Here is a 25,409-nt window from a genome sequence, read left to right on the forward strand (position 1 = left end):
TGCCCGTTGCCGGTAGCAGGCGTGCGCCTCCCGGCAACCGTGGGCTCGTGCCCCAATGTGGCCGGATCGAGCCCCCTGTCGCTCGTCACCCTCCGTGCTCACATCGCCCGCCAACACCACTGGTCCCGCCCGTATCGCGCGCCGAGCGCCCTCTCAACACCCCTTCTGGGCAGGCAAGTTGCTAGGTGCATAAGGCAACCGAGCGGGAGATGGGTAGTTTTGTCGGACATTGGACAACCTCCACAGGCCACTCACAACTTCTCACTATCTGTTGTTCATTTTCTCCTCAGGTGAACAGTGTCATTCGGCCATTGAGGCCCCGTTCACTCCTCGCAACGCGACGCCATTCGGCGCGCGGGAGCGCTGGGGGGAGAACGACACGTGACATCCACACAAGTGGTGTCCCGCACGCCCGAGTCGGTCGGGGGCGACGACGCCCCCCGGCGGCTGCGGGCGGCCAAGGGGATCGGGGACCGGATATTCCGCGGGCAGCTCACGGCCGCCGGTGTCGCCGTACTGGCGATCATGGCGGCGGTCGGCCTGTTCCTGCTGCTTCGGGCGAGCCAGGCGCTGCGGGTACGCGGCTTCGCGTTCCTGACCACCGCGCAGTGGCAGCCCGACGTCCACAACTTCGGCATCGCCGCCGTCCTCACCGGGACCGTGCTGATCGCCGCCGTGGCCGTCTGCTTCGCGCTGCCGCTCGCGGTCGGCACCGCGCTGTTCATCTCGGAGATCGCGCCGCGCCGGGTGCGCCGCACCCTGGTCGCGATGGTCGACCTGATGGCCGCCGTGCCGTCCGTCGTCTACGGCCTGTGGGGCCTGTTCTTCTTCCAGGGCCATGTGATCGGCCTGTCCCGCTGGCTGTCCACCTGGTTCCACTGGGTGCCCTTCCTGCGCGTGGACGGCGTCGAGCCGGGCGAACCCCTCTCCTCCGCCAGCGTGTACACCGCCTCCACCTTCATCGCCGGAATCGTCGTCGCGATGATGGTGGCCCCCATCATGTGCTCGGTCATGCGCGAGGTCTTCGCGCAGGCCCCGGCCGGTGAGCGGGAGGGCGCCTACGCGCTCGGCTCCACCCGTTGGGGCATGATCCGCTCGGTGGTGCTGCCGTACGGCCTGGGCGGCGTGATCGGCGGCACGATGCTGGGGCTCGGCCGGGCGCTGGGCGAGACCATCGCGGTCTACCTGATCATCTCCCCGGTCTTCCAGATCCAGCCCCACATCCTCCAGACCGGCTCGAACTCCGTCTCCTCGCTGATCGCCCTGCACTACGGCGACTCCTCGGACTTCGGCATGTCGGCGCTGATGGCCGCGGGCCTGGCCCTCTTCCTGCTCACCCTGGTCGTCAACTTCACCGCGTCCACGATCGTCGCGCGGTCCCGCTCCGGCTCGCTGAGCGAGGGGTGACGACATGACGGACCTTCTGGCCGAGCCCGCCACCGCCGCCACGCACGCCGCCGCAGCCGCCGCCACAACGGCCGCCGCCGCGCCCGCCACCACCGTCGTCGTACGGCAGCCGGCCGACGCCCCGGACGCCGCGCAGCGACGGCGCGCCCTGGGCGGCGTCGCCCGCGGCGCGGTGCTCAACGTCCTCGGCGCCGCCGCCACCGGCCTGTGCACCGCCCTCCTCCTCTTCGGCCGACTGGCCCCGCTCTCCGGCCCGCTGGGCTTCGCGGCCGTCACCTACCTGGTCTTCCTCGCCGCGTACGCCCTGCTGTGCTCGCTGGAGCACGACGGACCCGCGGTCCGCGACCGGCTCATGACCGTCGTGCTCTGGTCCGCCGCGGGACTGCTGTTCTCGGCCCTGGTCCTCGTCGTCGGCTTCACGCTGTGGCGGGGGCGCGAGGCGCTGCCGCACGGCAACTTCTTCACGCAGGACATGCAGCTCGCGGGCCCGCTCGACCCGATCACGGTCGGCGGCATCACCCACGCGATGCTCGGCAGCCTGATCATGATCGCCATCGCCCTGGCCGTCACCATCCCGCTGGGCATCGCCTGCGCGGTCTACCTCAACCAGACCCGCGGCCGGTTCGCGCGCTTCGTGCGGACCATCGTCGAGGCGATGACCGCCCTGCCCTCCATCGTGGCCGGGCTGTTCATCTACGCCACCTGGATCCTGATCCTGCACTTCCCCAAGTCCGGTCTCGCGGCCGGACTCGCGATCAGCGTGATGATGCTGCCGATCATCATCCGGGCCTCGGACGTCGTCCTGCGCCTGGTCCCCGGCAATCTCACCGAGGCCGCGGAAGCGCTCGGCGCCCCCCGCTGGCGCACCGTCTGGCACGTGGTGCTGCCCACCGCGCGCTCCGGGCTCGCCACCGCCGTCATCCTCGGCACCGCGCGCGGCATCGGCGAGACCTCGCCCGTCCTGCTCACCGCCGGATACGCCACCGCGGTCAACGCCGACCCCACCAACGGCCCGATGCTGTCGCTGCCGCTGGCCGTGTTCACCTTCGTCAAATCCCCGGAACCGGCCATGGTGGCCCGCGGATTCGGCGCGGCGGCCGTGCTGATGCTGCTGGTCCTGGTGCTCTTCACCATCGCCCGGCTGATCGGCGGGCGCGGCCCCGGCCAGCTCTCCAAGCGCCAGGGCCGCCGCGCCGCCCGCGCCTCCCGCCGCGACGTCGAGCGCTTCGACGACCTGCGCGCCCCCCGCCCCTCGCTGTTCGCTCCCGCCGCAGACCCGGCCGGATCCCCGCTTCCCGGAGAGAACTCCTGATGCCCCGCCGCACCTCAGCCCCGGCCGCCCTGCTCATGGCCCTGCTCGCCCTGCTGGTCACCTCGGTGTTCGGCCCCGGCGTCCAGCGCGCCGCCGCGGCCGACAGCTACGTCCCGCTGTCCGGCGCCGGATCGACCTGGGCGTTCAACGCCGTCGACCAGTGGCGGCGCAACGTCAAGCAGTACGGCATGGAGATCCAGTACGCGCAGACCGGCTCCTCCGACGGCCGGCACCAGTTCCTCAACGGGACGGTGGACTTCGCGGTCTCCGACATCCCGTTCCAGACCAACCCCACCGACGGCTCCGCGCCCGAGCACCCGACCAACGGCAGTTACGCGTACATGCCGATCGTGGCCGGCGGCACCGTGTTCATGTACAACCTCAAGGTCAACGGGAAGCGGCTGACCAATCTGCGGCTGTCCGGCGAGAACGTCACCAAGATCTTCACCGGCGCCATCACCAACTGGTCCGACCCGGCCATCGCCGCCGACAACCCCGGCCTGCGACTGCCCGCCAAGAAGATCGTGCCGGTGGTCCGCTCCGACGGCTCGGGCTCCAGCGCCCAGTTCACGCTGTGGATGGCCAAGCAGCACACCGCGCTGTGGAACACCTACTGCGCCAAGGTGGGCCGCGCGGGCGCCTGCGGCTCGACGTCCTACTACCCGCCGGTGCCCGGCATGATCTCCCAGGCGGGCGACCTCGGCGTGGCGGGCTACGTCGCCCAGGACTACGGCGACGGCGCGATCGGCTACGTCAACTACTCCTACGCCAAGAACGCGCACTTCCCCGTCGCGAAGGTGCTCAACCACGCGGGCTACTACACCGAGCCGACGCCCGCCAACGTCGCGGTGTCGCTGGTCAAGGCGCGGATCAACACCGAGAAGAACTCGCCCGACTACCTCACCCAGGACCTCAGCGGCGTCTACACCGACACCGACAAGCGCAACTATCCGCTGTCCAGCTACTCGTACATGATCCTGCCGCTCAAGGTGCAGGGGCAGTTCACCCAGGCCAAGGGCACCACGCTGGCGGCCTTCTCGTACTACTTCATGTGCCAGGGCCAGCAGTACGCACCCAAGCTCGGCTACTCGCCGCTGCCGATCAACCTGGTGCAGGCGGGCTTCGACCAGATCCGCCGCATCCCGGGCGCGCAGACCCAGACGATCAACGTCAAGGGCTGCCACAACCCGACCTTCAGCACCGACGGCACCAACACCCTGGCCAAGTCGGCGCCCTTCCCGCAGGACTGCGACAAGCAGGGCGCCGCGCCCTGCACCACCGGCAGCGGCGGCGCGTCCACCGGAGGCTCCGGCGGCTCGTCCGGCGGCTCCAACGGCGGCGGTACGAGCGGCGGTTCGGGCAACGGCACGGGCGGTTCGGGCAACGGCGGTACGGGCGGCGGCGGTTCGGGCGGCGGCTCCGGCGGTACGGGGAACGGCGGCACCGGCGGATCGGGCAGTGGGGGCGGCGGCAACAGCTCGGGCGCCGTCGACCCGGACACCGGCCTGCCCGTCGACGCGTCCAACGGCGGCTCCCCGAACGGCGGTTCGTCCGGCGGCGGCTCAGGCGACGGCGGTGCGAACGGCGGCGGCAACGGCAATCAGGTCGTGCTCGCGCAGCCGGTCGCCGTCGGCGGCCACAACGGCTGGGGCGGCACCCAGACCCTGATGCTCCTCGCGGCGCTGCTCGTCGTCGGGCTGGTCCTGGCACCGGCCGCGACCTCCCGCGCCCTGAACGGCCGCAAGGCCCCGGCCGACCGCACCGCCTCGACCGACCGCAAGGAGGACACGCCGTGACGACCCCGCGACAGTCCCTCGGCCGCCGGCTCGTCCGGCGCCTGCTCACCGGCGCCCTGCTCGGCGCCGTCCTCGGCGCGGCGGCGGCCCAGGCGGCCCCCGCCCTGCTGACCGACCTGCGGCCGGTCGCCGCGCAGTCGGCCGCGTCGGTGCGGGCGGCCCAGTCGAGCCCTTCCGCCCAGTCGTCCGCCGTGACCGTCTCCGGCCGCGGCGAATTCGCCGACATGCGCTTCCGCGTCAGCCAGACCCGCGACCTCGCCAACCAGGCGATCAGCGTGTCCTGGACCGGCGGGGTGCCCACCACCTTCGCCGGCACCCAGTTCAACACCGACTTCGTCCAGATCATGCAGTGCTGGGGCGAGGACGACGGCGCCGTCCCCGGCAACCCCGGACCGCCGCGCACCCAGTGCCAGTTCGGCGCGTCGCCCACCACCGGCCGTAACACCTGGCCCGGCAACCAGGCGGACGACACCCGGCAGGTCTCGTACAGCGCGGACCCCGGCAGCTACGGCGAGGACGACAAGTACGGCGCGGGCCGCCCGTTCGGCCGCGGCGAGGTGCCGTTCAAGTCCATCGACGGCACCGTCGTCACCAGCGACACCCAGAACAACCGCTTCTACAGCTACAACACCACCAACGAGATCGACTTCGGCCGCACCGGGGCCGACGGCACCGGGCAGGAGTACGTCGAGGCGCAGACCAAGGAGGAGGCCCCGCACCTGGGCTGCGGCGCCCCGGTCAAGCACCCCGACGGCAGCGTCACCGGCCGGTCCTGCTGGCTGGTGATCGTCCCGCAGGGCCACCTGGACCTGGACGGCAAGCCCTACCAGGACCGCACCCAGGTCAACGCGGGCTCCCCGGTGTCCTCCACGAACTGGCGCAACCGCATCGCGGTCCGGCTCGACTTCCAGCCGGTCGGCGCGACCTGCGCGATGGGCGCGCGGGAAGTCGACACCACCGGCAGCGAGTTGGTCTCCGACGCGATGGGGAGCTGGCAGGCCAAGCTCTGCGGCACCGGCACGGTCTTCGGCTACACCACCGTCGGCGACTCCGAGGCGCGCGGCCAGCTCACCGACTCCGGCGACAGCCTGGTCTTCACCACCCTGCCGGTCACCGGCGAGACCCGGCCCGCCGACACCATCACCTACGCGCCGGTCGCGCTGTCCGCCGCCGTGATCGGCTTCAGCATCGAGCGCCAGCCCCGCTCCGACGCGCCCGCCGACGTCAGGAAACGCGCGGGCACCCGGGTCGGCTCACTCGACCTCACCCCGCGGCTGGTCGCCAAACTGCTCACCGAGTCGTACCGCAACTCGCCCTGGGGCGCGGTCCGTACGACATACGACGGCGGCGGACCCCGGCTGACCGCGGCCAAGGACTACGACTGGGCGCTGCACAATCCGGGCGGACTGCTCACCGACCCCGAATTCCTCGCGTACAACAAGGAGTTCGCGGACCTGTCGGTCGCCTCCAACCCGAGCACCGACACCGACCTGATCACCGCCTTCGGCCACAGCGACCTGGCCAGGCAGGTGTGGACGTGGGTGCTGGCCGACCGGCAGGCCCGGCAGTTCCTCGCGGGAGTGCCGGACGACTGGGGGATGCGCGTCAACCCCTTCTTCAGCTCCAACGGCGACCTCAACCCCACCGGTTACGCCTTCTCCGCCGACCGCGACGACTTCCCCAAGAACGACAACTGGGAGACCGTCCCGCCCGGCAGCGGCGCCCCGGACAGCCAGAAGCAGAAGATGACGGACTTCCACCCGTACGTGGACGACCTCTACACCGGCGCGCTGCGCACCCGCCGCGGCGACCAGCTCTGGAAGTCCAACTGGGACCCGCTGGCCACCCCGCCGGTCTGGAAGACGCCGGGCCCGCAGGTCGCCGGGCAGCGCTTCATGCTGACCATCACCGACGCGGCCTCCGCCGCCCGCTTCGGCCTCCAGACCGCGCGGCTGCGCAACCCCGCGGGCGAGTTCACCGCACCGACCAGGGCCGCCCTGGTGGCCGCCGCCGACAAGGCGAAGGCCGCCGACGGCGTACGGCGGATCGACCCGACCGCGAACGCCAAGGGCGTCTACCCGCTGAGCATGCTGGTCTACGGCGCAGCCCGCCCGGCCGAACTGGCGCCCACCGCCCGCAAGCAGTACGCGGACCTGCTGCGGTACGCCTCGGGCGGCGGCCAGGTGCCCGGCACCGCCCCCGGCACGCTGCCGGTCGGCTACGCGCCGCTGCCGTCCGCGCTGCGGGCCGAGGCGGCCACGGCCGCGACCGCCCTGGAGACCTGGAAGCCGGCCCCCGGCCCCGGCGGCTCCGGCGCCCCGCAGACCGAACCGGGCGCCGCGGACGGCGGGACCGGCTCCGGCGGCGGCACGGGCGGTGACGGCGGCGGCAGCGGTACGGCCGGCGGCTCCGACGGCGGGAGCGGGAGCGCGGACGGCGGCACCGGCGGCCACACCGCCCCCGGCGGCAAGCCCGGCGCGTCGCCCAGCCCCACCGCCGCGACCGGTTCCCCCGCGACCGTGCCGGTCGCGGGCGGCATCACGCCCTCCGACCCCGGTTCCGCGCTGCGCTTCGCGGTGCCGATCGGGGCCGGCCTCGGGCTGCTCGCCGCACTGGGAGCGCCCTTCGCCGCCGGTACCCGGCTGCCGCTGCGGCTGAGCCTGCCCGGCGGACGCTCCCTCACCATCCCGCGGCCGACCGTCCCCGCCCGGCTGCGCGGCTTGCGCCCGCCACGTCGGCGACCGGGCGGCTGAACCGGCCCGCGCCCGCCACGTCGGCGACCGGGCGGCTGAACCGGCCCGCGCCCCGGGCCACCCACCAGACACGTCGTTCGCCCCGAGTCTCAGTCGGGGCGAACGACGGGCTCCACCCTGCCAGACCGGCCATCCGGCTCCGGCGGGTCCCCACCCGTCACGCAGTACGAGTCCCCGATCAGGAGACAGAGATATGCGCACCAAGCGCCCCATCGCCACGATCGCGGCGGTCATGACCGCGGCCATCGCGGCCGGTACCCTCACGGTCGCCGCACCGGCCTTCGCCGACCCCGCGCCCGGCACCTTCGGCACGTACGTGGGCGTCGGCTCCGACACGACGCAGGACGTGCTGAACGCGCTGGCCGGCACGGCGCTGCCGGACGTGGCGTCGTACGACGCCACGGGCTCGGCCACCATCAAGACCCGTGCGAACGGCGTGACCTTCACCCGTCCGAACGGCTCGGGCGCGGGACAGAAGGCGCTCAGCGCCTCGCTGATCGGGGACACCGACCCGGGCGGCACCGTGAACATCGCGGGCCAGGTGGACTTCGCGCGCTCCTCCGGCGCCCCCTCCACCGCGGGCACCACCCTCACGTACATCCCGTTCGGCCGGGACGCGGTCGGTTACGTCGCCAAGGGCGACTTCCTGAAGAACCTGACGCGCACCCAGCTCAACGAGATCTACTCCGGCACGGTCACCACGGTCGCGGGACACCCCGTGCGGCCGTTCATCCCGCAGTCGAGCTCCGGCACGCGGAAGTTCTTCCTGAGCGCCATCGGCGTCGTCAACCTCGGCAGCAACGTCAAGGGCACCGACGACAACGGCAAGACGGTCGAGGAGAACCAGGCCAACGGCGTCATCCTCAAGGACGGCGACCTCGTCCCCTTCTCCGCCGCGAGCTGGATCGCGCAGAACAACCACACCGCCCCCGACCGCAGCACCGCCGCCGCGCAGAACGGCGCCTTCATCGGCGCCCTCGACCTCGGCGCGGGCACCCCGGTCAGCCCCGTGGTCAAGGGCGCGGACGACAAGCTGTCCCCGTTCGGCGGCTACTACGACGACCCGACCTTCGGCCGCGACGTCTACAACGTGGTGCCCACCCGCGCCATCGACACCTCCAGCGCCTTCTTCGACAAGGGCCTGTACGACACCTTCGTGAGCGCCGGCGCGCACAAGGCGGCCATCGCGTCCGACGTGGCCGAGAAGACCATCGCCGCGTTCGGCTTCCAGAACGAGCCCTACAACGGCAGCATCGACACCTCCGTCCGCGGCCACGCCAAGGCGGGCGGCCTGGAGACCAACAGCTCCTCGCTGATCAAGCCCGCCGCGGTCGGCGCGCTGGCCGCCACCGCCCCGGCCCCGCGCCAGCTCACGCTGAGCTGGACCGCGCCCGCCGACCCGGCGCTGCCGGTCACCGACTACCGCGTGCGGATCACCGACAGCGCGGGCGACGTCGCCTTCAGCACCGACCTCAAGGCCCCGGCCACCTCGGTGACCGCGACCCTGGCCCCCGGCGCGTACACCGCCGAGGTCTACGCCTCCAACCTGGTCGGCGACGGCCCGAGCGTGACGGTGGCCGGCACGGTCAGCGAGGTCCCGAAGGGCGCCTCGAAGATCACCCCCGCCGTCTCCCCGGCGAGCGTCCCGTACGGCACCGCCGCCAAGCTCGCCGTCGCCGTCAGCGGCCCGTCCGCCGCCACCGGCAAGGTCACCGTCAAGGACGGCGCGGCCACCCTCGGCACGCTGACCCTGGACGCGGCGGGGAAGGCGTCGCTGACGCTCCCCAAGACCCTCGCGGTCGGCGCCCACACCCTGTCCCTGTCCTACGCCGGTGACAGCAGGCTCAACGCCTCCGCCGCCACCGCCAAGGTCACCGTGACCAAGGCCGCCGCCCGCGTCGCCGTCGGCGTCTCCCCGGCGAAGCCGGCCTACGGCACCTCCGGCCGGCTCTCCGTCGCCGTGACCGGCCCGGCCACCGCCACCGGCAAGGTCGTCGTCAAGGACGGCAAGACCACGCTCGGCACGGTCGGCCTGGACAAGACCGGCCGCGCGTGGCTGACGCTGCCCAGGACGCTGAAGGTCGGCACGCACACCCTGTCCCTGTCCTACGGCGGTGACAGCCGCCTCAACACCGCCGCCGCCACCTACAAGGTCACGGTCGTCAAGGCCGCGCCGCGCATCGCGACGAAGGCCCCGGCCGGCGTCAAGACCTCGGCCCGCGGCAAGGTGACCGTCGCCGTCACCGCCAACGGCGTCACCCCCACCGGCTTCGTCCGGATCTACGACGGCAAGAAGGTCGTCGGCACCGCCACCCTGAAGAACGGCAAGGCCGTCGTCACGCTGGCCAAGCTCACCAAGAAGGGCAAGCACGTCCTGACGCTGCGGTACTCGGGTTCGGCCACCGTGAACACCGGCAGCAAGTCGTTCGCCGTCACCGCGAAGTGACCCCGGCTCCCGCCCCGGCGGACGGCACCCGTCCGCCGGGGCGGGAGACCCGCGCACGGGTGCCGCGCGCACGGGTCGCCGCCGCCCGCTTCCGGTATCGCCGGGTGCGCCCCTGTCGCGTGAACCGCCGTGACCCCGTGGACCTTTCGCCCCGCACACCACCGTCCAGCCCCGCACGCTCCCATCCGCTGCGCACGCCACCATCCAGCCCCGCACACCCCCATCCAGCCCTGGACATCCCGAGGAGGCAGGCCGCCGTGACGGTCACCGACCAGACTCCGCCGCGGGCGGCGCGTTCCGCCGAGGCACCGGCCGAGACGCCCGAGGAGGTGACGCGGGCCGAGGCGCCCGGCGGCGCGCCCGCCGAGGAGCCCGCCGCGGTCGCCGCCCCGGCCCCCCGGCCCCGGCGGCCCGCCGCCCGTCAGCTCGCCGCAGGCGCGCTGCTCGCGCTCGCCGTGCTGCTGCTCGGCCTGGCCGCCAACCTCGTCGTACTCAGCGGGTTGCAGCACAGGTCCGCGCAGCAGGACCGGTTCGACGCGCTGCGCGCCAGCCTCGCCGAAGGCACCGTGCCGGTCGGCCAGACCGACGAGCGGGGCCGGCTGCTCGCGCCCGGCACACCGCTCGCGCTGCTGGAGATCCCCCGGCTGCACCTGCGCGAGGTGGTGGCGGAGGGCACCTCGGCCGACGTGCTCACCGGCGGCGTCGGCCACCGCCGCGACACCCCGCTGCCCGGCCAGTCCGGCAGCAGCGTGCTGATGGGCAGGGCGGCGGCGTACGGCGGACCGTTCGGCGCGCTCGACCGGCTGCGGCCGGGCGACACCTTCACCGTCACCACAGGACAGGGCCGCCACCGGTTCCGGGTGCTCGACGCCCGCCGCGCGGGCGACCCGGCCCCGGCGCAGCCCGCCGCGGGAGGCGGCCGGCTGGTGCTGGTCACCGCCGACGGCCCCGCGTATCTGCCCAGCGGCGTGCTGCGCGTGGACGCCGACCTGGTGTCGAAGACCGCCGACACCCCCGACGCCGTCATCCGGCCCGGCTCCGTCCCGGCCGACGAGCAGCCGATGGGCACCTCCACCAGCGAGCTGTGGAAGCTGGTGATGTGGCTCCAGGCGCTGCTCGCGGCGTCCGTCGCGGCCGTGTGGGCCTGGCACCGCTGGGGCCGCCACCAGACGTGGATCGTCTTCCTGCCGCTGACCGCCGTCGTCGGCTTCCAGGTCGCCGACCAGGTCACCGGCCTGCTCCCCAACCTCCTCTGACCCGCCCACCGTCCGCCCCGTACTGCCCGAGGTGCCCGCCGTGACCGACATCGCCACCCCCGAAGAGACCACCGTCGCCCTGCCCGCGACCGTCCCGCCCGAGACCGCCGTGCCGCGCGGACCGGGCGCCGCCACCCTGGACGCGCGGGGCATCTCCGCCTGGTTCGGCACGCACAAGGTCCTCGACCGGGTCTCACTGACCATGCCCGCCGGCCGCGTGACCGCCCTGATCGGCCCGTCCGGCTGCGGAAAGTCCACCTTCCTGCGGACCCTGAACCGGATGCACGAGATGATCCCCGGCGCCGCCATGGGCGGCGAGGTCCTGCTCGACGGCGACGACATCTACGCGGCGGGCCGCCCGCTCACCGAGGCCCGGCGGCACATCGGCATGGTCTTCCAGAAGCCGAACCCGTTCCCCGCCATGAGCATCTACGACAACGTGCTGGCCGGACTGCGGCTGACCGGCACCCGCGCCTCGCGGCAGACCAAGGACCTGCTGGTCGAGGAGTGCCTGTCGCGCGCGGGCCTGTGGAAGGAGGTCAGGGACCGGCTGCGGCAGCCCGGCGGCGCCCTGTCCGGCGGCCAGCAGCAACGGCTGTGCATCGCCCGCTCGCTGGCGATCCGCCCCCGCGTGCTCCTGATGGACGAGCCCTGCTCCGCCCTCGACCCGACGTCCACGCGCCGCGTCGAGGAGACCATCAGGGAACTGGCCGACGAGGTCACCGTCGTCATCGTCACCCACAACATGCAGCAGGCCGCCCGCGTCTCCCAGAACACCGCCTTCTTCCTCGCCGAACAGGGCACTCCCGGCGGCATCGTCGAACACGGCCCCACCGAGGCGATGTTCGCCAACCCCCAGGACACCCGCACCGCCGACTACGTCAACGGCCGCTTCGGCTGACCTACCGCGCCGCCCTCGTCGTCACACGCGTCCCGGACCGGATGTTCGCCGCCGTCCCGACGGGCCTGACGCGGTCGCGGGTGACCTGCGCGACCGAACAGCCGCAGTCGCCGGGCGTGCCGACGCCGGTCCGCCCAGCCGCGGGGGCAGGTGGGCGGACCCACGCGTCACGACACGGGGACGTAGACGACCTTGTTCTCGACGAACTCCTTCAGCCCCTCGATCCCGAACTCCGCACCGATACCGGATTCCTTGATCCCGCCGAAGGGCACGTCGGGAAAGCCCCCGACGTGGGTGTTGATCCACACGGTGCCGCTGTCGAGCCTCGCGGCGACCTCGGCCGCGGCCTCGATGTCCGGTCCCCAGACGGAGTTGCCGAGCCCGTAGCCGGTGTCGTTGGCCCGGGCCACCGCCTCGTCGAGATCGGCGTAGCGCAGAAGCGCGCGCACCGGGCCGAAGGTCTCGTCCCGCACCAGGGGGCTGTCATCGCTGATGTCGCGGACCACGGTCGGCGGGACGAAGTAGCCGGGGCGCGGGTCCACGGCCCCGCCGGCGATGACCGTGCCGTCCTTGTGGGCCAGTTCGAGATATTCCTTGACCCGCTCGAACTGGGCGGCGTTCTGCACGGGACCGAACGCGGGATCGGCCTCGGGATCGAGGCTGTGACGCAGCTCCTTGGACGTCGCGAGCTCCGCGAAGATCTCGGCGAACCGCTCGTACATCGCGTCGGGGACGAAGATCCGCTTGATGCCCACGCACAGTTGCCCGGCGTAGGAGAACGTCCAGGTGAAGATCTCGGGTGCCACCTTCTCCACGTCGGAGTCGGGCATGATGATCGCCGAGTCGTTTCCGCCGAGCTCCAGCACCACTCGTTTGATCGTCGTGGCCGAGGCTTCCAGGACCTTGCGCCCGGCCGCTGTCGAGCCCGTGAACGACACCATGCCGACGTCCGGGTGGTTGGCCAGCGCGGGGCCGACGCTCTTGTCGGGGCTGTTGTCGCCGAGGATGTTCACGACACCCGCAGGCACGATCTCCCGCAGCAACTCGCCCAGGTACAGGGCGTGCAGAGGCGAGGTCGGCGCGGTCTTGAGGACGGCCGTGTTGCCCGCGAGGATGGCCGGCACGACCTTGTACAGGCTCTGGAAGAGCGGCATGTTCCACGGGACGATCGCGGCGACGACACCGATCGGCTGGTAGTGGCGCTCCACCCTCCATTGCGCGTCCGAGTGCACCACGTCGGGCGAGAGGTCGAGTTCGGCGAAGTGACGGACCCACCTGAGCGTCCAGTCCAGATCCAGCTCTCGCAGCATCGGCAGGGGCTTGCCCAGTTCGAGCGCCAGGATGCGCAAGAATTCGTCGTAGTGCTCCTCGACCGCGTCGGCGATCCTCCGTACGACCTCGGCGCGTTCGGCGAACGGCGTCGCGCGCCAGGCCGGGAAGGCGGTCTTCGCGGCCTTGACCGCGAGCTCGAGCTGGTCCTCGTCGGCGGCCGCGGCGGTGGCGATCACCTCCCCGTTCCCGGGGTCGATGATCTGCGAGGCGGCGGCTCCGGGCACCAGCTCGCCGTCGATCAGGTGGGCGAACGTGTGGTGAAGGAGGTTCGTCTCGTTCGAAGGGAAAAGCATCGTTGCTCCTTCTCTGATGGATGTTGCGGTTCCTCGCGGGGTCACGACGTCTCGCTCGGCTCAAGGCGGGACGAAGGCTGCTTGCCGGTGTCCCCGGAGCGCAGCCGGAGCCCGACCGCGGCGACACCGGTCAGGAGAACGGCAGCGATGGACAGGGACGCGGCCAGGGAGCCGGTGGCCTTCCAGGCGGCGCTGACGAGCGCGAAACCCACCGCGTTGGCCACCTGCGTGGTGGTGAGCAGGACACCCGACGCGGCGCCCTCGTCCCCTTCCCGTACACGGGCGAGTACGGAGGCGATGATCGCCGGGTAGGCGAAGCCCATCCCCGCGCCGAAGCCCGCCGTCATCAGCGCGATGACGACCGCTCCCGCTCCGGCAAGCGCGGCGCAGATCGCGGCGACGAGGCTGGCGAACATGACCAGTGAGCCCCACAGCATCGCCGGGGGACCGGTGGGGGCACCGGGCCGACGGGCCGCGAGAGTCGTCGCCATGTACGCCACGCCGAGCGGAAGGTACGCCAGCCCCGCTCCGAGCGCGCCGATCCCGAGCCCCTCCTGCAGGTACAAGGTCATTCCCAGCAAAGTCGCGCTGTTGCCCACGTAGAACGCCACGGTGGCGACGAGCCCGAGCCGGATCGACCTCTGTCGCAGGAGCTGTCTCGACAGCAGCGGAGCGGCGGCCCGGCGCTCAACTCCGGGCATCGCCGTCGCGATCACGGCACCCGCGCCGAGCAGCACCCACGCGATCCAGGGCCAGCCGTGGTCGGGCCCGAGGCCGAGGCCCAGCAGCAACGGGATCAATGCGCCGGCCAGTACGCCGCCGCCGAGCACGTCGACCGGCACCGGCTCGGGCGCGCGCGTCTCCGGGATCGCCCTGGTGACGAGAAGCAGCGCGGCAAGGCCGATCGGCACATTGATCGCGAAGAGCGCACGCCAGCCCACGCCGGCGATGTCCACGGCCAGCAGCCCGCCCCCGATCAGCTGACCGAGCGTCGCGGCAGCGCCGAGCACCGTCGTATAGGCCAGCACCGCACGGCGACGCGGCTCGCCCTCGTACACCGCCTGGATCGTGGCGAGCACCTGGGCCAGCATCACCGCGGCCGCGAAGCCTTGAAACGCGCGCATGGCGACGAGCACCAGGAGGCTGGGAGCGAGTGCGCAGCCCAGGGAGAAGAGCGTGAAGGCCGCCATCCCGATGCCGAACATCAGGCGCCGGCCGAACCGGTCTCCCAGCCGCCCGCCGATCACCAGCGCGGCTCCGTAGGTCACGACGTAGATCGAGAGAACGAGCTGCGTGTCGGCAATCGAGGCTTTCAGGTCCTCGGCGATCGACGGAACACCGACGATCACGATGAAAGAGTCCAGGAATCCCATGAAGGTTCCGGTCAGCAAGACCGGCAGGGCCAACCGATGAGATGTCATGTTTGGCCTTCGCTTTCCGTCCTGAGACTGGCGATCGCGCCTTCTCGGGCACGTGAGATCCCGCCGCCTGGCCATCGGACCCCGCGGATCACGAACCACCGAGGAACGGCAGGTCGGCGGGGTGATCCGCGGGTCCGATGGCCGCTGTGATGACGTCGCCGTCGAGACTGAGTCGCGGGTCTCGGAATACGGCTACGACGCGACGTCGCGCGCGGGTGGGACGACCGCGGCCAGGCGGGTCAACGATCCCTCGAGCTCGTCGGCGGAGACCATCGGCAGGCGGGGCACCACTGCCGGGTCGGTGACCGCTGCCCAGTCGTAGGTCTGGGTCACCTCGGTGTGGCCCTCGCCGGTCGGGGCGAGCTTCCAGGTGAAGCGGTGACCTTGCGGGCGCTGCCCCGGGTGGCCGGGCGCCCAGGCGATGACACGGTCCTCGGTGAAGGCCACGACGTGGTTCTCGGTCCGGTAGTCACCGAGCTCGCTGTGCATGGCCATGACGAAAGTGTCACCGACGGCGTCCACCGGGCGGGAGGTTTCGGCGTGCCTGAGGCGGCCGGTGGCGTCGAATTCGACGTGGCGCCGGGGGTCGCGCAGCACCGCGAAGATCTGTTCGGCCGGGGCGTGCAGCACGCGGGAGACGGTGGTGTGGGTCGGACCGCCGTCCGTGGTGACCGGGTCCGGGTAGAACCGGGCCCATGCGATCCGTCCGTCGCGGACGGTGAGGATTACCGGGCCGCGCAGTACGACCGTCGCCCCGGTCGGGGCGGTGCCCCGCATCTCCCATTCCGACCACGATTCGTCGCCGTTCTGCGCATGGCGCAGGACCTCGGCCCGTATGTCGGGCAAGCCGGCCAGGATCTTCGTCCAGTTCGCGGCGACCTGGTCGGAGCCGACGAATCCCTCGGCCGGTCGCAGCGGTCGTTCGGCCACGTAGTCGTCGGTGAAGCAGTCGGCGATCCGCTCCGGCACGTGGGAGTTGATCGCTTCGCGTAGTGCGTGGAGGGCCTGGGGGAGCATGCGGCGATCTCCTAGTTCTGGTTCGCTCTGTCACCGTCGAGCATGGAGGTCCGGGGTGCCGCCGGGCGACCTGACACCGCCCGGACACTGCCCGGACGGCGTCCCGGCCCTGACAGGCATAATCGAAGTCATGAACGACTGGCCGGGGCCGAAGACGACCAGCTTCGCGGCCATGCTGCGCGGCCTGCGGGAAGCCCGGTCGCTGACCCAGCAGGAGCTGGCCTCCGCCGCGGGACTCTCCGTCGAGGCGGTCAGCGCGTTGGAACGGGGGCGGCGGACCCGGCCCCAGCCGCACACGGTGCGGTCGCTGGCCTCGGCGCTCCAGCTCCGCGAAGCGGACCGCATGGCGCTGCTGGCCATCCTGGGCCGGGCCGGGGACGGGGCGTCCGAAATGCCGGCCCGCACGTTGACACCCCGCCCGCCGTCACCCCCGGCCGTCCCGGTGATCGGGCGGGACGGCGAGGTCGCCGAGATCGTCGCCGCCCTGCGCACCGCGCCGGGCCGGCTGGTGACGCTCACCGGCCCCGGCGGGGTGGGCAAGACCACCGTCGCGCTGGCGGCGGCTGACGCGGTGGCCGCGGACCATCCGGGGGCCGTGTACTTCGCGGACCTGACCGACGTCACCGACCCGGACGACGCCATCGCCGCCGTGTCCCGCTCCGCGGGCTCCCACAGCGACACGGTGACCGGCCTCGCCGCGCACCTCACCGGCACGTCGGCTCTGCTCGTCCTCGACAACCTGGAGCGCGTCACGGCCTGCGGCCCGCAGCTGGCCGAGCTGCTGACGGCATCCCACGACGCGGTGATCCTGGCCACCAGCCGCGTCCCGCTGCGGGTGCGGCGGGAACGTGAGGTGCGCATCGCTCCCCTCGGCCCGGCCGCAGCCGTCCGGCTCTTCGGCGAGCGGCTCACCGCCGCCGGCGCGCCGCCGACCGGGAGCGGGGACGACGACGCCGTCGCGCTGCTGTGCCGACGGGCCGACGGGCTGCCGCTGGCCATCGAGCTCCTGGCTGCCGCCGCCGCCCGACTCGGACCACGGGAACTGCTCAAGCGGGTCGATCAGCTGGCGGATCTGCCCGTGGCCGGCCCGCGGGACCTGCCGGCGCGGCAACGCACCATGGCGGCCACCGTCGAGTGGAGCTGCCGGATGCTCGGCCCCGCGGCCCGGCGACTGCTTCCCCGGCTCGCCATGGTCCCGGGCAGCTTCTCCCTCGACATCGTCGAGGCGGTCGCCGCGCCGGATGCGTCCGACGCGGTGGGGGCGCTCGCCGAGTTGGTCGAGCACTCCCTGGTCACCCGTGGCGCCGACGCGGGACCGGTCGCGCGGTTCCGGCTGCTGGAACCGGTCCGCCGGTACGTGTTCGAGGCACTCGGGCCGAACGACCGGTACCACATCCGTCGGAGCGTGGCCCAATGGGCCTTGCGGGCAGCGCGCGAACAGGGTGCGCGGATCCGTGGCCGCGGCGACTTGACGGCCGTCGTAGAGGTCGAGGCGGATCGCCATGTGCTGCGGCTCGGCTTCGATCACCTCGTCGATTCCCGTCGGCACGACGACGCCGCCGAACTGCTGTGGTCGGTGTGGCTGCCGCTGTGGATGACCGGGCACACCCACGAGGGGCTCGACTGGGCCGACCGCTTGCGTGAGCACGACCTGAGCGAGCGGGGCCGGGCCCGCTGGCTGGTGGCGCGTGCCGGGTTCCACCGCGTCGCCGCGGACCTGTTCGCCACCGCGGAGCGGGCGATGCGGCTGGCCGAGCGGATCGACGACACCTCGCTGGCCGCGGAAGCGGCGATCTTCGCGGCGGCGGCGGCGCTGCGTCTGGAGGACTTCGACGCTTCGGTGTCTTTGCTGGCCAGGGCGGAGGCCCACGTCAAAGCGCGCCTCGACGTCGAACGCGACGTGTGGGCGGCTGTGCACGTGCTCATCGGCCGCGGGGACGGCGCGCTGCTGCGCGGTGACCGGTCCGCGGCGGCGCGGCACTGGCGCGCCGCCGCGGCCACGGCGCGGGAGCTGGGCAGCGAGTTCTCGGTGGCCGCGGTCCTCGCGGAGTGCGCGCAGGCGGCCCGCGGCGAAGGGCGCCTGACCGACGCGGCCTCGATGCTCGCCGTCGCCAGCGAGCTGGGCCCCCAACAGGACGAGTACCGGGCGCGCCTGGCGGGCGTGGCCGCGGCCGTGGCGGCGGACCTCGATGACCTGGCGTCAGCGCGGTGGTGGGAGGACGCGGCGGGGCCGGACGCACCCCTGCGGGACACCGATGAGCTGGGCGAGCGGTTCCGGGAGCTCGTCCGGCGCGCCGACACCGTCTCGGGCCGGGACTGAGCTGAGCCGTCCGCCCGTACCGGCGGTGTCCGGTCGGTGTCCGGAGGTTTCCCGCGAGGGGGGGTGGCGGGATTCGAGACCGTCGACGGCGCCGGGGAGCCGCGCCCCCTCGGACCGCGTACGGCCGACGTCAGATGAGGATCACGATCTTTCCCCGCACATGTCCGCGCTCGGAGAGGGCATGGGCCCGCGCGATCTCCTCCAGCGGGAAGGTCCGTTCGACGCGCGGTGCGTACCGGCCCTGCTCGCCGAGCGCGGCCGCTTCGGCGAGAAGCGTGGAATCGTTCACCGCGTTGGCCATACGGACCCCCAGACGTTCCGCGTTCGCGTAGTCGGCGACCGTCAGCACGCGGGCGGGGTCGCCGGCGATCTCGATGAGGTCGGGGAGGGAGCCGGAGGCGGCGGCGTCGAGTACGAGGTCGACCCCGTTCGGGGCCAGGTCGGCGAGACGTTCCGACAGGTCGGCACCGTAGGTGGTGGGAAGGGCTCCGAGTGAGGTGAGGAAGGCGTGGTTGCGCTCACTGGCGGTTCCAATCACGGTGGCTCCGAGGGCGACCGCGATCTCGACCGCCGCGCCGCCGACGCCTCCGGCGGCGCCCTCGACGAGCAGGGTGCGCCCCGCGAGCGGGCCGAGCGCCTTGAGCCCGCTCAGCGCCGTCACGGACACCAGGCCCGCCCCGGCCGCCTGCTCGTCGGTCCACGCGGCGGGCGCGGGCGCCCACGCCGAGAGCACGGCCAGCTCCGCCGTCGCCCCCGTGACTCCGCCCAGCCCGAAGACGCGGTCGCCCACGCTCACTCCGGTGACGCCCTCCCCGATCATGTCCACCAGGCCCACGGCGTCGCGGCCAGGTATCGCGGGCAGGTCCACTGGGAGTACGTCGCGCACCTCCCCGCTGCGCACTTTCCAGTCGACGGGGTTGACGCTGGCCGCCACGACGGCGACGCGGATCTCTCCGGGACCCGGCAGCGGGTCCTGGACCTTCTCGACCGTGAGGGTCTCCGTACCGCCGTACTCGTGGTACCGGGCTGCGCGCATGATGTCCTGCCTTGTTCGTCCCGACGGCTTGGTGTGCCTTGACATCGACCACGCTAAAACCTGACATCAGTGTCAGAGGCAAGTCGGGCAGTCAGGGGGCAGAGGACGCGTAGGCCCGCGGTGTGGAGCCACGGACGGTGATCAGCCCCTTGACGACCTCGTCTCCGGTGATCTCCGGGTAGGCGTCCGGCCGGGCGACAGAAAGCCAGGGTCCGCGAGCTAGGACCGCGCGGCGGCGTTCTCGCCGAGGTCCAGGTGGTCCGGGCGATGCGGCAGCGTACGGGCGCCGGTGGTACGGAGCCCGTCGAGGGCGAGTTCGAGGTAGCGGCGCCACGCCTGGGGCTGTGCGGTCAGCAGGGGCGCCGCCGTCTGATGGATGCCCGCGAGGAGCAGCACGATGTCCGTTCCCGTGACGTCCCCGCGGACGGTGCCCTGCTCCTGCGCCCTGGCCGTGAGCACGTCGGCCGCGTCGCGGAGGCGGCCGATCCCGTCCCGCACCCCGGCGTGATCCAGCGAGGGGCGTCCGATCACTTCACAGAAGGCGCGGTCGGCGGCCAGCGCCCCGACGCCGTCGGCCATGAACTCCGCCAGTGCCCGCGCCGCGTCGTCCGCGTCGGCGAGGCGCTCGGCCGTGCCGGTCAGCCGGTCGAGAAGTCGCAGCATGATGGCCGCGAGCAGGTCCTCCTTCGAGGCGAAGTGCCGGAACACGGTGCCTTTGGCGAGTCCGGCACGCTGGGCGATCTCGCCCATCGACACATCCGTGCCCCGCTCGGCGAACGCCTCCGTCGCGGCCTGGAGCAGCAGACGCCGGTTGCGGACCATGTCAGCCCGCCGACCTGCGGTCTCTGTCGTCTCGCTCATGCGTACTCCCTGGTCAGGAGGTCCAGCCTACCAGCAAGGTGACCGCAGGGTCAGCTTAGGTGTACGGTCAATATGACCCGGCGGTCACCTTCTGTCGGGCCGGCCGCGCCGTCGCCATGACGCCTCGCGGATCACCGCCGCTTCATCACGCGCCGTCTTCGCGGCGCACCACCGGAGGAAGACATGAGCAGCACCCTTGACGGCAGGACAGCACTGGTCACCGGCGCCTCCTCGGGCATCGGCCGGGCCACCGCGCTCGCCCTGTCGAAGGCGGGCGCCCGGGTGGCTGTCGGAGCGCGCCGGGCGGACCGTCTGACGTCGCTCGCGCAGGAGGCGCCGGGTGAACTCCTGGTCCTGGAGCTCGACGTCACCGACCGTCAGTCCGTACAGGACGCGGTCGCGGCCACCGTCGACCGCTTCGGCGCCCTCGACGCCCTCGTGAACAACGCGGGCGTCATGCTCAACGGACCGATCCTGAACGCGGACACCGCCGAGTGGCGCCGCATGGTCGACACCAACCTGCTCGGATCGATGTACACCGCCCATGCCGCCCTGCCCCACCTGCTGGAAAGCAGGGGCGCCGTGGTCCAGATCTCCTCGACCTCCGGGCGCACCGCGTCGGCGGGCGGCGGTGTGTACGCCGCCACCAAGTTCGGCGTCACCGCCTTCGCCGAGTCGTTGCGGCAGGAAGTCACCGCCCAGGGCGTACGGGTGATCGTCGTCGAACCCGGAATGGTCGCGACCGAACTGCTCACCCACATCACCGACCCCGCCCTGCGGGACTACGCCAAGACCTATGCCGAATCGATGCGGACGCTCAACGCCGAGGACATCGCCGACGCCGTCCTGTACGCGCTCACCCAGCCCGACCACGTCGCGGTCAACGAGATCCTGATCCGACCGACCGATCAGACCCGCTGATTCGGACGAGGAGTTGAGCCCGGTGTCCTCGCCGGTCGGCGGCCGCGTGGCGTGGTGGGCGAGTTCGAGGGCGAGGCGGGCAAGCATGCGGGACGGCCGGCCGTAGATGGCCGGATCCAGCCAGCATCAACCGGACTTCCCGGACATGAGGGCGGTGGCACACCGCCTGCCGCGTCACCGGTTCGACGGAAGCGCTGAAAGGGCCGACCTGCGGAAATATCCTGGGACGGGCCGAAGGGTCCGTTCGGATAGGAGTGCCCCCGGCAGGACTCGAACCTGCGGCCAAGCGCTTAGAAGGCGCCTGCTCTATCCACTGAGCTACGGGGGCCGGACAGTGGCCGCGGCTGTCTCCGCCCCTGGGTGGTTCCGTGACCTTGTACCGAGGTCAAGGATAGGGCGCTACATGCCTGCCGCCGGTTGCTTCACCCGCGTGACACGTTGTGGAGGTTCGGTGAAGTGGTCCGATAATCGCAGGCATGTGCAGAACGTGCATCGCTTTTGACGCCTCGGATCGCTGCTGTTGTGCACTCGTTATGCCGATGGCTCATTCTGCCCCATCGACACCATGGGCCGCCCCATTTCATGTAGTGCGGGCCGAATGGGGTGATTTACCCGAAATACGCTTCAAAAATGCTCCAATATGGGGCATTCTGCGGGTGTGGCGATCTTGGACGTACGGCCCGAGCTGCTCGACGCGCTGTCCGCGCTGCGCGACCGCGTCGACGCCGCACGCTTCCCCTTCCCACTGCGCGGAGCCGCCCGCGCCCGGCGTACCCGACAGGAGTTGCTCGCGCAGCTCGACGACTACCTGGTGCCCCGGCTGAAGGCGCCCGAGGCCCCTCTGCTGGCCGTCGTGGGCGGTTCGACGGGCGCGGGCAAGTCGACCCTCGTCAACTCCCTTGTCGGCCGCCGCGTCAGCGAATCCGGTGTGCTCCGGCCGACCACCCGCACCCCGGTGCTGGTCTGCCACCCCGAGGACCGCGCCTGGTTCGCGGACCCGCGCGTCCTGCCGGGCCTCAACAGGGCCTGGGCGGTACGCCAACGGGTGGGCCCGGGCGGCGCGGCCCGGGACGGCAGGGCCGGCCGGGGCGACAGCGGCGACCGGAACGACGACCGGCGCGGCCGGGGCGACCGTACCGACCGCGGCGAATCCGGGCGCGCCGAACTGCGCCTGGAGACCGACGACAGCCTGCCCCGCGGCCTCGCGCTCCTCGACGCCCCCGACATCGACTCCCTCGTCACCCGCAACAGGGAACTGGCCGCCGAGCTGATCTGCGCCGCCGACATCTGGGTCCTGGTCACCACCGCCTCCCGCTACGCCGACGCCCTGCCCTGGCATCTGCTGCGCACCGCCAAGGAGTACGACGTCACGCTCGCCACCGTCCTCGACCGCGTCCCGCACCAGATCGCGGACGACGTCGGCAGGCACTACGCGGCGCTGCTCGGCAAGGCGGGCCTGGGCGACGTACCCCGCTTCACCGTCCCAGAACTGCCCGAATCCGCGGGCGGCGGCGGCCTGTTGCCGCAGACCGCGGTGGCCGCGCTGCGCGAATGGCTCGCGCACTGCGCCCAGGACCCGGCCGCCCGCCAGCACGCCGCCCAGCGCACCGCCGTCGGCGTACTGGACTCCCTGCGCGGCCGGTTGCCCGCCCTCGCCTCCGCCTCCGCCGCCCAGCACGCCGCCGCCGTACGCCTGGCGCGCGGCGCGGAGGACGCGTACGAACAGGCCGGTGAGCGGATCGACACCGCGATCGGCGCGGGCGTCCCGCTGGCCGGTGAGGCCCTCGCGCACTGGCAGGGCTACCCCGCGTGCGGCCCCGACGCCCTCCAGCACGCGCTCGCCGAGGAGTTCGCGGCCCTGCTGCGGACCGAGACCGACGCCGCCGACGAACGCGTCGTCGCCAACTGGCAGCGCGACCGCGCCGGATCGGCGCTGCTCGGCGAGCCCTCCGCGCGGCCCGACCGCGACCGCGTCGCCGTCGCCGCCCGGATCGACAAGGGCGTACGCCGCTGGCGCCGCGGCCTGACCGAACTGTCCTACGCGCAGGCGCGGGCCGCCCGTGACGCCGACCGGCCGCCCGTCGACCCCGAGGACGTGGCCGCGCTGCTGGCGACAGCGCTGCTCGGCGGCAAGCGCGGGAGCGCCGCGGGTGAGCGCCTGGCCGAGACCGTCGGCGTACAGGCCGCGCTGCGGCTGCGCGACACCGCGCGCGACCGGCTGGACGACGCCGTCGCAGGGCTGCTGCGCGCCGAGCGGGACCGGCGGCTGGCGCCGGTCGACGGCTACGACGTGACCGCGCGGCAGCAGGCGTCGCTGATCGCGGCGCTGTCCGTACTCCAGAGGGAAAGGTGACCACGGTGGCCACGACGACCGGCAGTTCGGCACGATCGGCGGCGAGCGGGTCTGCGGACGCGGCGGGGGACGGGCCGGGACGTGTCCCGGGCCCGTCGTCCTCCGCGCCGTCCGCTTCTCCGTCCGCCGCTTCTTCGTCCGCCGTCTCTTCGTCCGCCGTCTCTTCGTCGGTCGCTCAGGGGCGGGGGAGCGCTACGGACGCGCTGACCGTGCGGGTGGACGCGCTCGGCGAGTTGCTGGGGCTGTCCAGGACGCGGATCAGCCCGGACGCGCTGGCCGAGACCGGCGAGCTGCTGGAACGCCTGGGCGAGCGGCGGCGGTTGTCGCTCGACCACACGGTGGTGGCGCTGGCCGGGGCGACCGGCAGCGGGAAGTCCACGCTCTTCAACGCCCTGGCGGGGCTCGCGCTCTCCGAGACCGGCGTACGGCGGCCGACCACCGCGAAGCCGGTCGCCTGCGCCTGGCAGCCGGAGCGGGCGGCCGGGCTGCTCGACCGGCTGGGGATCGCGCCGCAGGACCGTTACGCCAGGCGCGGCGCGCTGGACGCGGCGGGGGAGTGGCCGGGGGACCTGTCGGAGGAGCTGTCGGGGACCGAGGGCGCCTTCGCCGCCGACGGTGCCACCGGGTGCGCGGAGAGCCTGGACGGGCTCGTCCTGATCGACCTGCCCGACCACGACTCGGCCGCGACCGGCCACCGTGATCAGGTGGACCGGCTGCTGGGCCTGGTGGACGTCGTCGTCTGGGTGCTCGACCCGGAGAAGTACGCCGACGCGGCCCTGCACGAGCGCTATCTGCGCCCGCTGTCCGGGCACGCCGACGTGACCGTGCTGGTGCTCAACCAGATCGACCGGCTGCCCGGCGACTCGGTCGACCTGGTCCTCGACGACCTGCGGCGGCTGCTGGACGAGGACGGCCTCGCGGTCGGCGAGCACGGTGAGGACGGCGCCGTGGTGCTCTCCGCGTCCGCGCTGACCGGCGAGGGCGTCGCGGACCTGCGCGCCGTACTGGCCCAGCTCGTCACCGACCGCGCGGCGGCCGGAAGGCGGCTGGCGGCCGACATGGACCGCACGGCGAGCAGGCTGCACCCGCTCTACGTCGGCGAGGGCGGCGCCGGGCTCACGGACTCGGCGCGCGAGGAATTCGTGGACCGGCTCGCGGACGCGGTGGGCGCGGCCGGGGCAGGACAGTCGGCGGAACGGGACTGGGCGGGCGCGGCGGAGGGGGCCTGCGGTACGCCGTGGGGTCGGCTGATCGGTGAACGGGCCGCGGTCGGCGCCGGTTCCCGCGGTGAGCGCCCGGCGCAGGGTTCACCCGTACGAGCGACCCGTACGGGCGGCGGCGGGCTGTCCGCGTCCCGGCCGGTGGTCGACGAGGCGGTGCGCGGCGTGGCGGCCGACGCGTCCCGCGGGCTGCCCGCGCCCTGGGCGCAGGCGGTACGTGACGCGGCCCGGCGCGGCGGTGACGGGCTGCCGGAGGCGCTGGACCGCGCGGCGGATCGGGCGCGGCCGGGGGCGCCGGAGCGGCCCGGCTGGTGGTCGGCGGCCGGTGGCGCGCAGTGGCTGCTGATGGCGCTGGCCGTGGCAGGCGCGGTCTGCCTGATCTCGGTCGCGGTGGGCTCGCTCGATCTGACGTGGTGGCTGCCGGTCGTGATGATCGCGGTCGGCGGACTCGGCGGCCCGGCCCTCGCCGGTGCCTGCCGGTTCGCGGCCCGCGGGCCCGCCCGGCGGTACGGCCAGGCCGCAGAGCGGCGGCTGCGGGACGCGGCGGCGGACTGCGGCAGGGCCCGGGTGCTCGAACCGGTGGCGGCCGAATTGATGCGGTACCGCGAGGTGCGCGAGCAGTACGCGGTGGTCGCCGGGGCGCATTCCGCGCACGCGGCGCATTCCGTCCGCACTTCTCTGGGAGACCACTCGTCCGAGTGACGAAGTTATCCACAACCGGCCGGTAATCCACAGATTCCGGACGGTTTCTCCATGCCTGGTCG

Annotated in this window: 16 protein-coding genes and 1 tRNA gene; 11 read left to right on the forward strand and 6 right to left on the reverse strand. The window is 72.9% G+C overall.

Annotated elements, in window-relative coordinates; translation table 11 throughout:
* Positions 1 to 381: 381 nt before the first annotated feature.
* The 7 genes from pstC (at position 382) to ACZ37P_RS17565 (ending at position 11,871) form a co-directional block, all read left to right on the forward strand.
* Complete coding sequence (pstC, locus tag ACZ37P_RS17535) at positions 382 to 1,407, forward strand: phosphate ABC transporter permease subunit PstC (RefSeq protein ID WP_355337106.1); 1,026 nt, start codon at positions 382 to 384, stop codon at positions 1,405 to 1,407.
* Positions 1,408 to 1,411: 4 nt separating this feature from the next.
* Complete coding sequence (pstA, locus tag ACZ37P_RS17540) at positions 1,412 to 2,719, forward strand: phosphate ABC transporter permease PstA (protein WP_391046816.1); 1,308 nt, start codon at positions 1,412 to 1,414, stop codon at positions 2,717 to 2,719.
* Positions 2,719 to 4,515 (forward strand): phosphate ABC transporter substrate-binding protein PstS, encoded by a 1,797-nt coding sequence (locus ACZ37P_RS17545; RefSeq protein WP_467347180.1) that lies wholly within the window; start codon positions 2,719 to 2,721, stop codon positions 4,513 to 4,515. The genes pstA and ACZ37P_RS17545 overlap by 1 nt, the downstream gene beginning before the upstream one ends.
* Positions 4,512 to 7,268: a hypothetical protein gene (locus ACZ37P_RS17550; protein ID WP_467347182.1), complete on the forward strand. Its 2,757-nt coding sequence runs from the start codon at positions 4,512 to 4,514 to the stop codon at positions 7,266 to 7,268. Before ACZ37P_RS17545 ends, ACZ37P_RS17550 begins: the two co-directional genes overlap by 4 nt.
* Positions 7,269 to 7,461: 193 nt before the next feature.
* Entirely contained in the window at positions 7,462 to 9,714 is a 2,253-nt protein-coding gene (locus tag ACZ37P_RS17555; protein WP_391160445.1) for an Ig-like domain repeat protein, read from the forward strand.
* A 257-nt stretch (positions 9,715 to 9,971) separates the two neighbouring features.
* Entirely contained in the window at positions 9,972 to 10,970 is a 999-nt protein-coding gene (locus ACZ37P_RS17560) for a sortase (RefSeq protein ID WP_467347184.1), read from the forward strand.
* A 109-nt stretch (positions 10,971 to 11,079) separates the two neighbouring features.
* Complete coding sequence (locus tag ACZ37P_RS17565; protein WP_391047183.1) at positions 11,080 to 11,871, forward strand: phosphate ABC transporter ATP-binding protein; 792 nt, start codon at positions 11,080 to 11,082, stop codon at positions 11,869 to 11,871.
* Positions 11,872 to 12,038: 167 nt separating this feature from the next.
* Here the strand turns inward: ACZ37P_RS17565 and ACZ37P_RS17570 are convergent, their stop codons facing one another.
* The 3 genes from ACZ37P_RS17570 to ACZ37P_RS17580 form a co-directional block, all read right to left on the reverse strand.
* Entirely contained in the window at positions 12,039 to 13,496 is a 1,458-nt protein-coding gene (locus tag ACZ37P_RS17570) for an aldehyde dehydrogenase family protein (RefSeq protein ID WP_391160441.1), read from the reverse strand.
* A gap of 41 nt (positions 13,497 to 13,537) precedes the next feature.
* Positions 13,538 to 14,887, reverse strand: a complete 1,350-nt coding sequence (locus ACZ37P_RS17575) for an MFS transporter (protein WP_355337120.1) — start codon at positions 14,885 to 14,887, stop codon at positions 13,538 to 13,540.
* 222 nt (positions 14,888 to 15,109) lie between these two features.
* Entirely contained in the window at positions 15,110 to 15,934 is an 825-nt protein-coding gene (locus ACZ37P_RS17580; protein WP_391160436.1) for a nuclear transport factor 2 family protein, read from the reverse strand.
* Between the two features lie 130 nt (positions 15,935 to 16,064).
* On the opposite strand from ACZ37P_RS17580, the gene ACZ37P_RS17585 reads away from it, so the two are divergent.
* Entirely contained in the window at positions 16,065 to 18,254 is a 2,190-nt protein-coding gene (locus tag ACZ37P_RS17585; RefSeq protein ID WP_467347186.1) for an ATP-binding protein, read from the forward strand.
* 130 nt (positions 18,255 to 18,384) lie between these two features.
* On the opposite strand, the gene ACZ37P_RS17590 is transcribed toward ACZ37P_RS17585, so the two are convergent.
* Entirely contained in the window at positions 18,385 to 19,290 is a 906-nt protein-coding gene (locus ACZ37P_RS17590; protein ID WP_467347187.1) for an NADP-dependent oxidoreductase, read from the reverse strand.
* A gap of 219 nt (positions 19,291 to 19,509) precedes the next feature.
* Positions 19,510 to 20,151 (reverse strand): TetR/AcrR family transcriptional regulator, encoded by a 642-nt coding sequence (locus ACZ37P_RS17595; protein WP_467347189.1) that lies wholly within the window; start codon positions 20,149 to 20,151, stop codon positions 19,510 to 19,512.
* A 183-nt stretch (positions 20,152 to 20,334) separates the two neighbouring features.
* Here ACZ37P_RS17595 and ACZ37P_RS17600 point away from each other — a divergent pair, with 183 nt between their 5' ends.
* The gene (locus tag ACZ37P_RS17600; protein WP_401853483.1) at positions 20,335 to 21,072 is read left to right on the forward strand and encodes an SDR family oxidoreductase; all 738 of its coding nucleotides are present in this window, start codon (positions 20,335 to 20,337) and stop codon (positions 21,070 to 21,072) included.
* A 255-nt stretch (positions 21,073 to 21,327) separates the two neighbouring features.
* Here ACZ37P_RS17600 and ACZ37P_RS17605 read toward each other — a convergent pair.
* Positions 21,328 to 21,400: transfer RNA gene (locus ACZ37P_RS17605), tRNA-Arg, on the reverse strand.
* A 339-nt stretch (positions 21,401 to 21,739) separates the two neighbouring features.
* Between ACZ37P_RS17605 and ACZ37P_RS17610 the strand changes: the two genes are divergently transcribed.
* Positions 21,740 to 23,425: a dynamin family protein gene (locus ACZ37P_RS17610; protein ID WP_467347237.1), complete on the forward strand. Its 1,686-nt coding sequence runs from the start codon at positions 21,740 to 21,742 to the stop codon at positions 23,423 to 23,425.
* A gap of 209 nt (positions 23,426 to 23,634) precedes the next feature.
* Complete coding sequence (locus ACZ37P_RS17615) at positions 23,635 to 25,347, forward strand: dynamin family protein (protein WP_467347191.1); 1,713 nt, start codon at positions 23,635 to 23,637, stop codon at positions 25,345 to 25,347.
* Positions 25,348 to 25,409: the final 62 nt, after the last annotated feature.

The sequence above is a fragment of the Streptomyces sp. NPDC024632 genome (genome assembly GCF_055559175.1).

Bases quoted from the DNA above. Each gene is read 5' to 3' on its own strand.
- ACZ37P_RS17545 (WP_467347180.1), top strand. From the start codon at position 2,719: ATGCCCCGCCGCACCTCAGCCCCGGCCGCCCTGCTCATGGCCCTGCTC.
- pstA (WP_391046816.1), top strand. From the start codon at position 1,412: ATGACGGACCTTCTGGCCGAGCCCGCCACCGCCGCCACGCACGCCGCC.
- ACZ37P_RS17585 (WP_467347186.1), top strand. From the start codon at position 16,065: ATGAACGACTGGCCGGGGCCGAAGACGACCAGCTTCGCGGCCATGCTG.
- ACZ37P_RS17595 (WP_467347189.1), bottom strand. From the start codon at position 20,151: ATGAGCGAGACGACAGAGACCGCAGGTCGGCGGGCTGACATGGTCCGC.
- ACZ37P_RS17580 (WP_391160436.1), bottom strand. From the start codon at position 15,934: ATGCTCCCCCAGGCCCTCCACGCACTACGCGAAGCGATCAACTCCCAC.
- ACZ37P_RS17600 (WP_401853483.1), top strand. From the start codon at position 20,335: ATGAGCAGCACCCTTGACGGCAGGACAGCACTGGTCACCGGCGCCTCC.
- ACZ37P_RS17590 (WP_467347187.1), bottom strand. From the start codon at position 19,290: ATGCGCGCAGCCCGGTACCACGAGTACGGCGGTACGGAGACCCTCACG.
- ACZ37P_RS17555 (WP_391160445.1), top strand. From the start codon at position 7,462: ATGCGCACCAAGCGCCCCATCGCCACGATCGCGGCGGTCATGACCGCG.
- ACZ37P_RS17570 (WP_391160441.1), bottom strand. From the start codon at position 13,496: ATGCTTTTCCCTTCGAACGAGACGAACCTCCTTCACCACACGTTCGCC.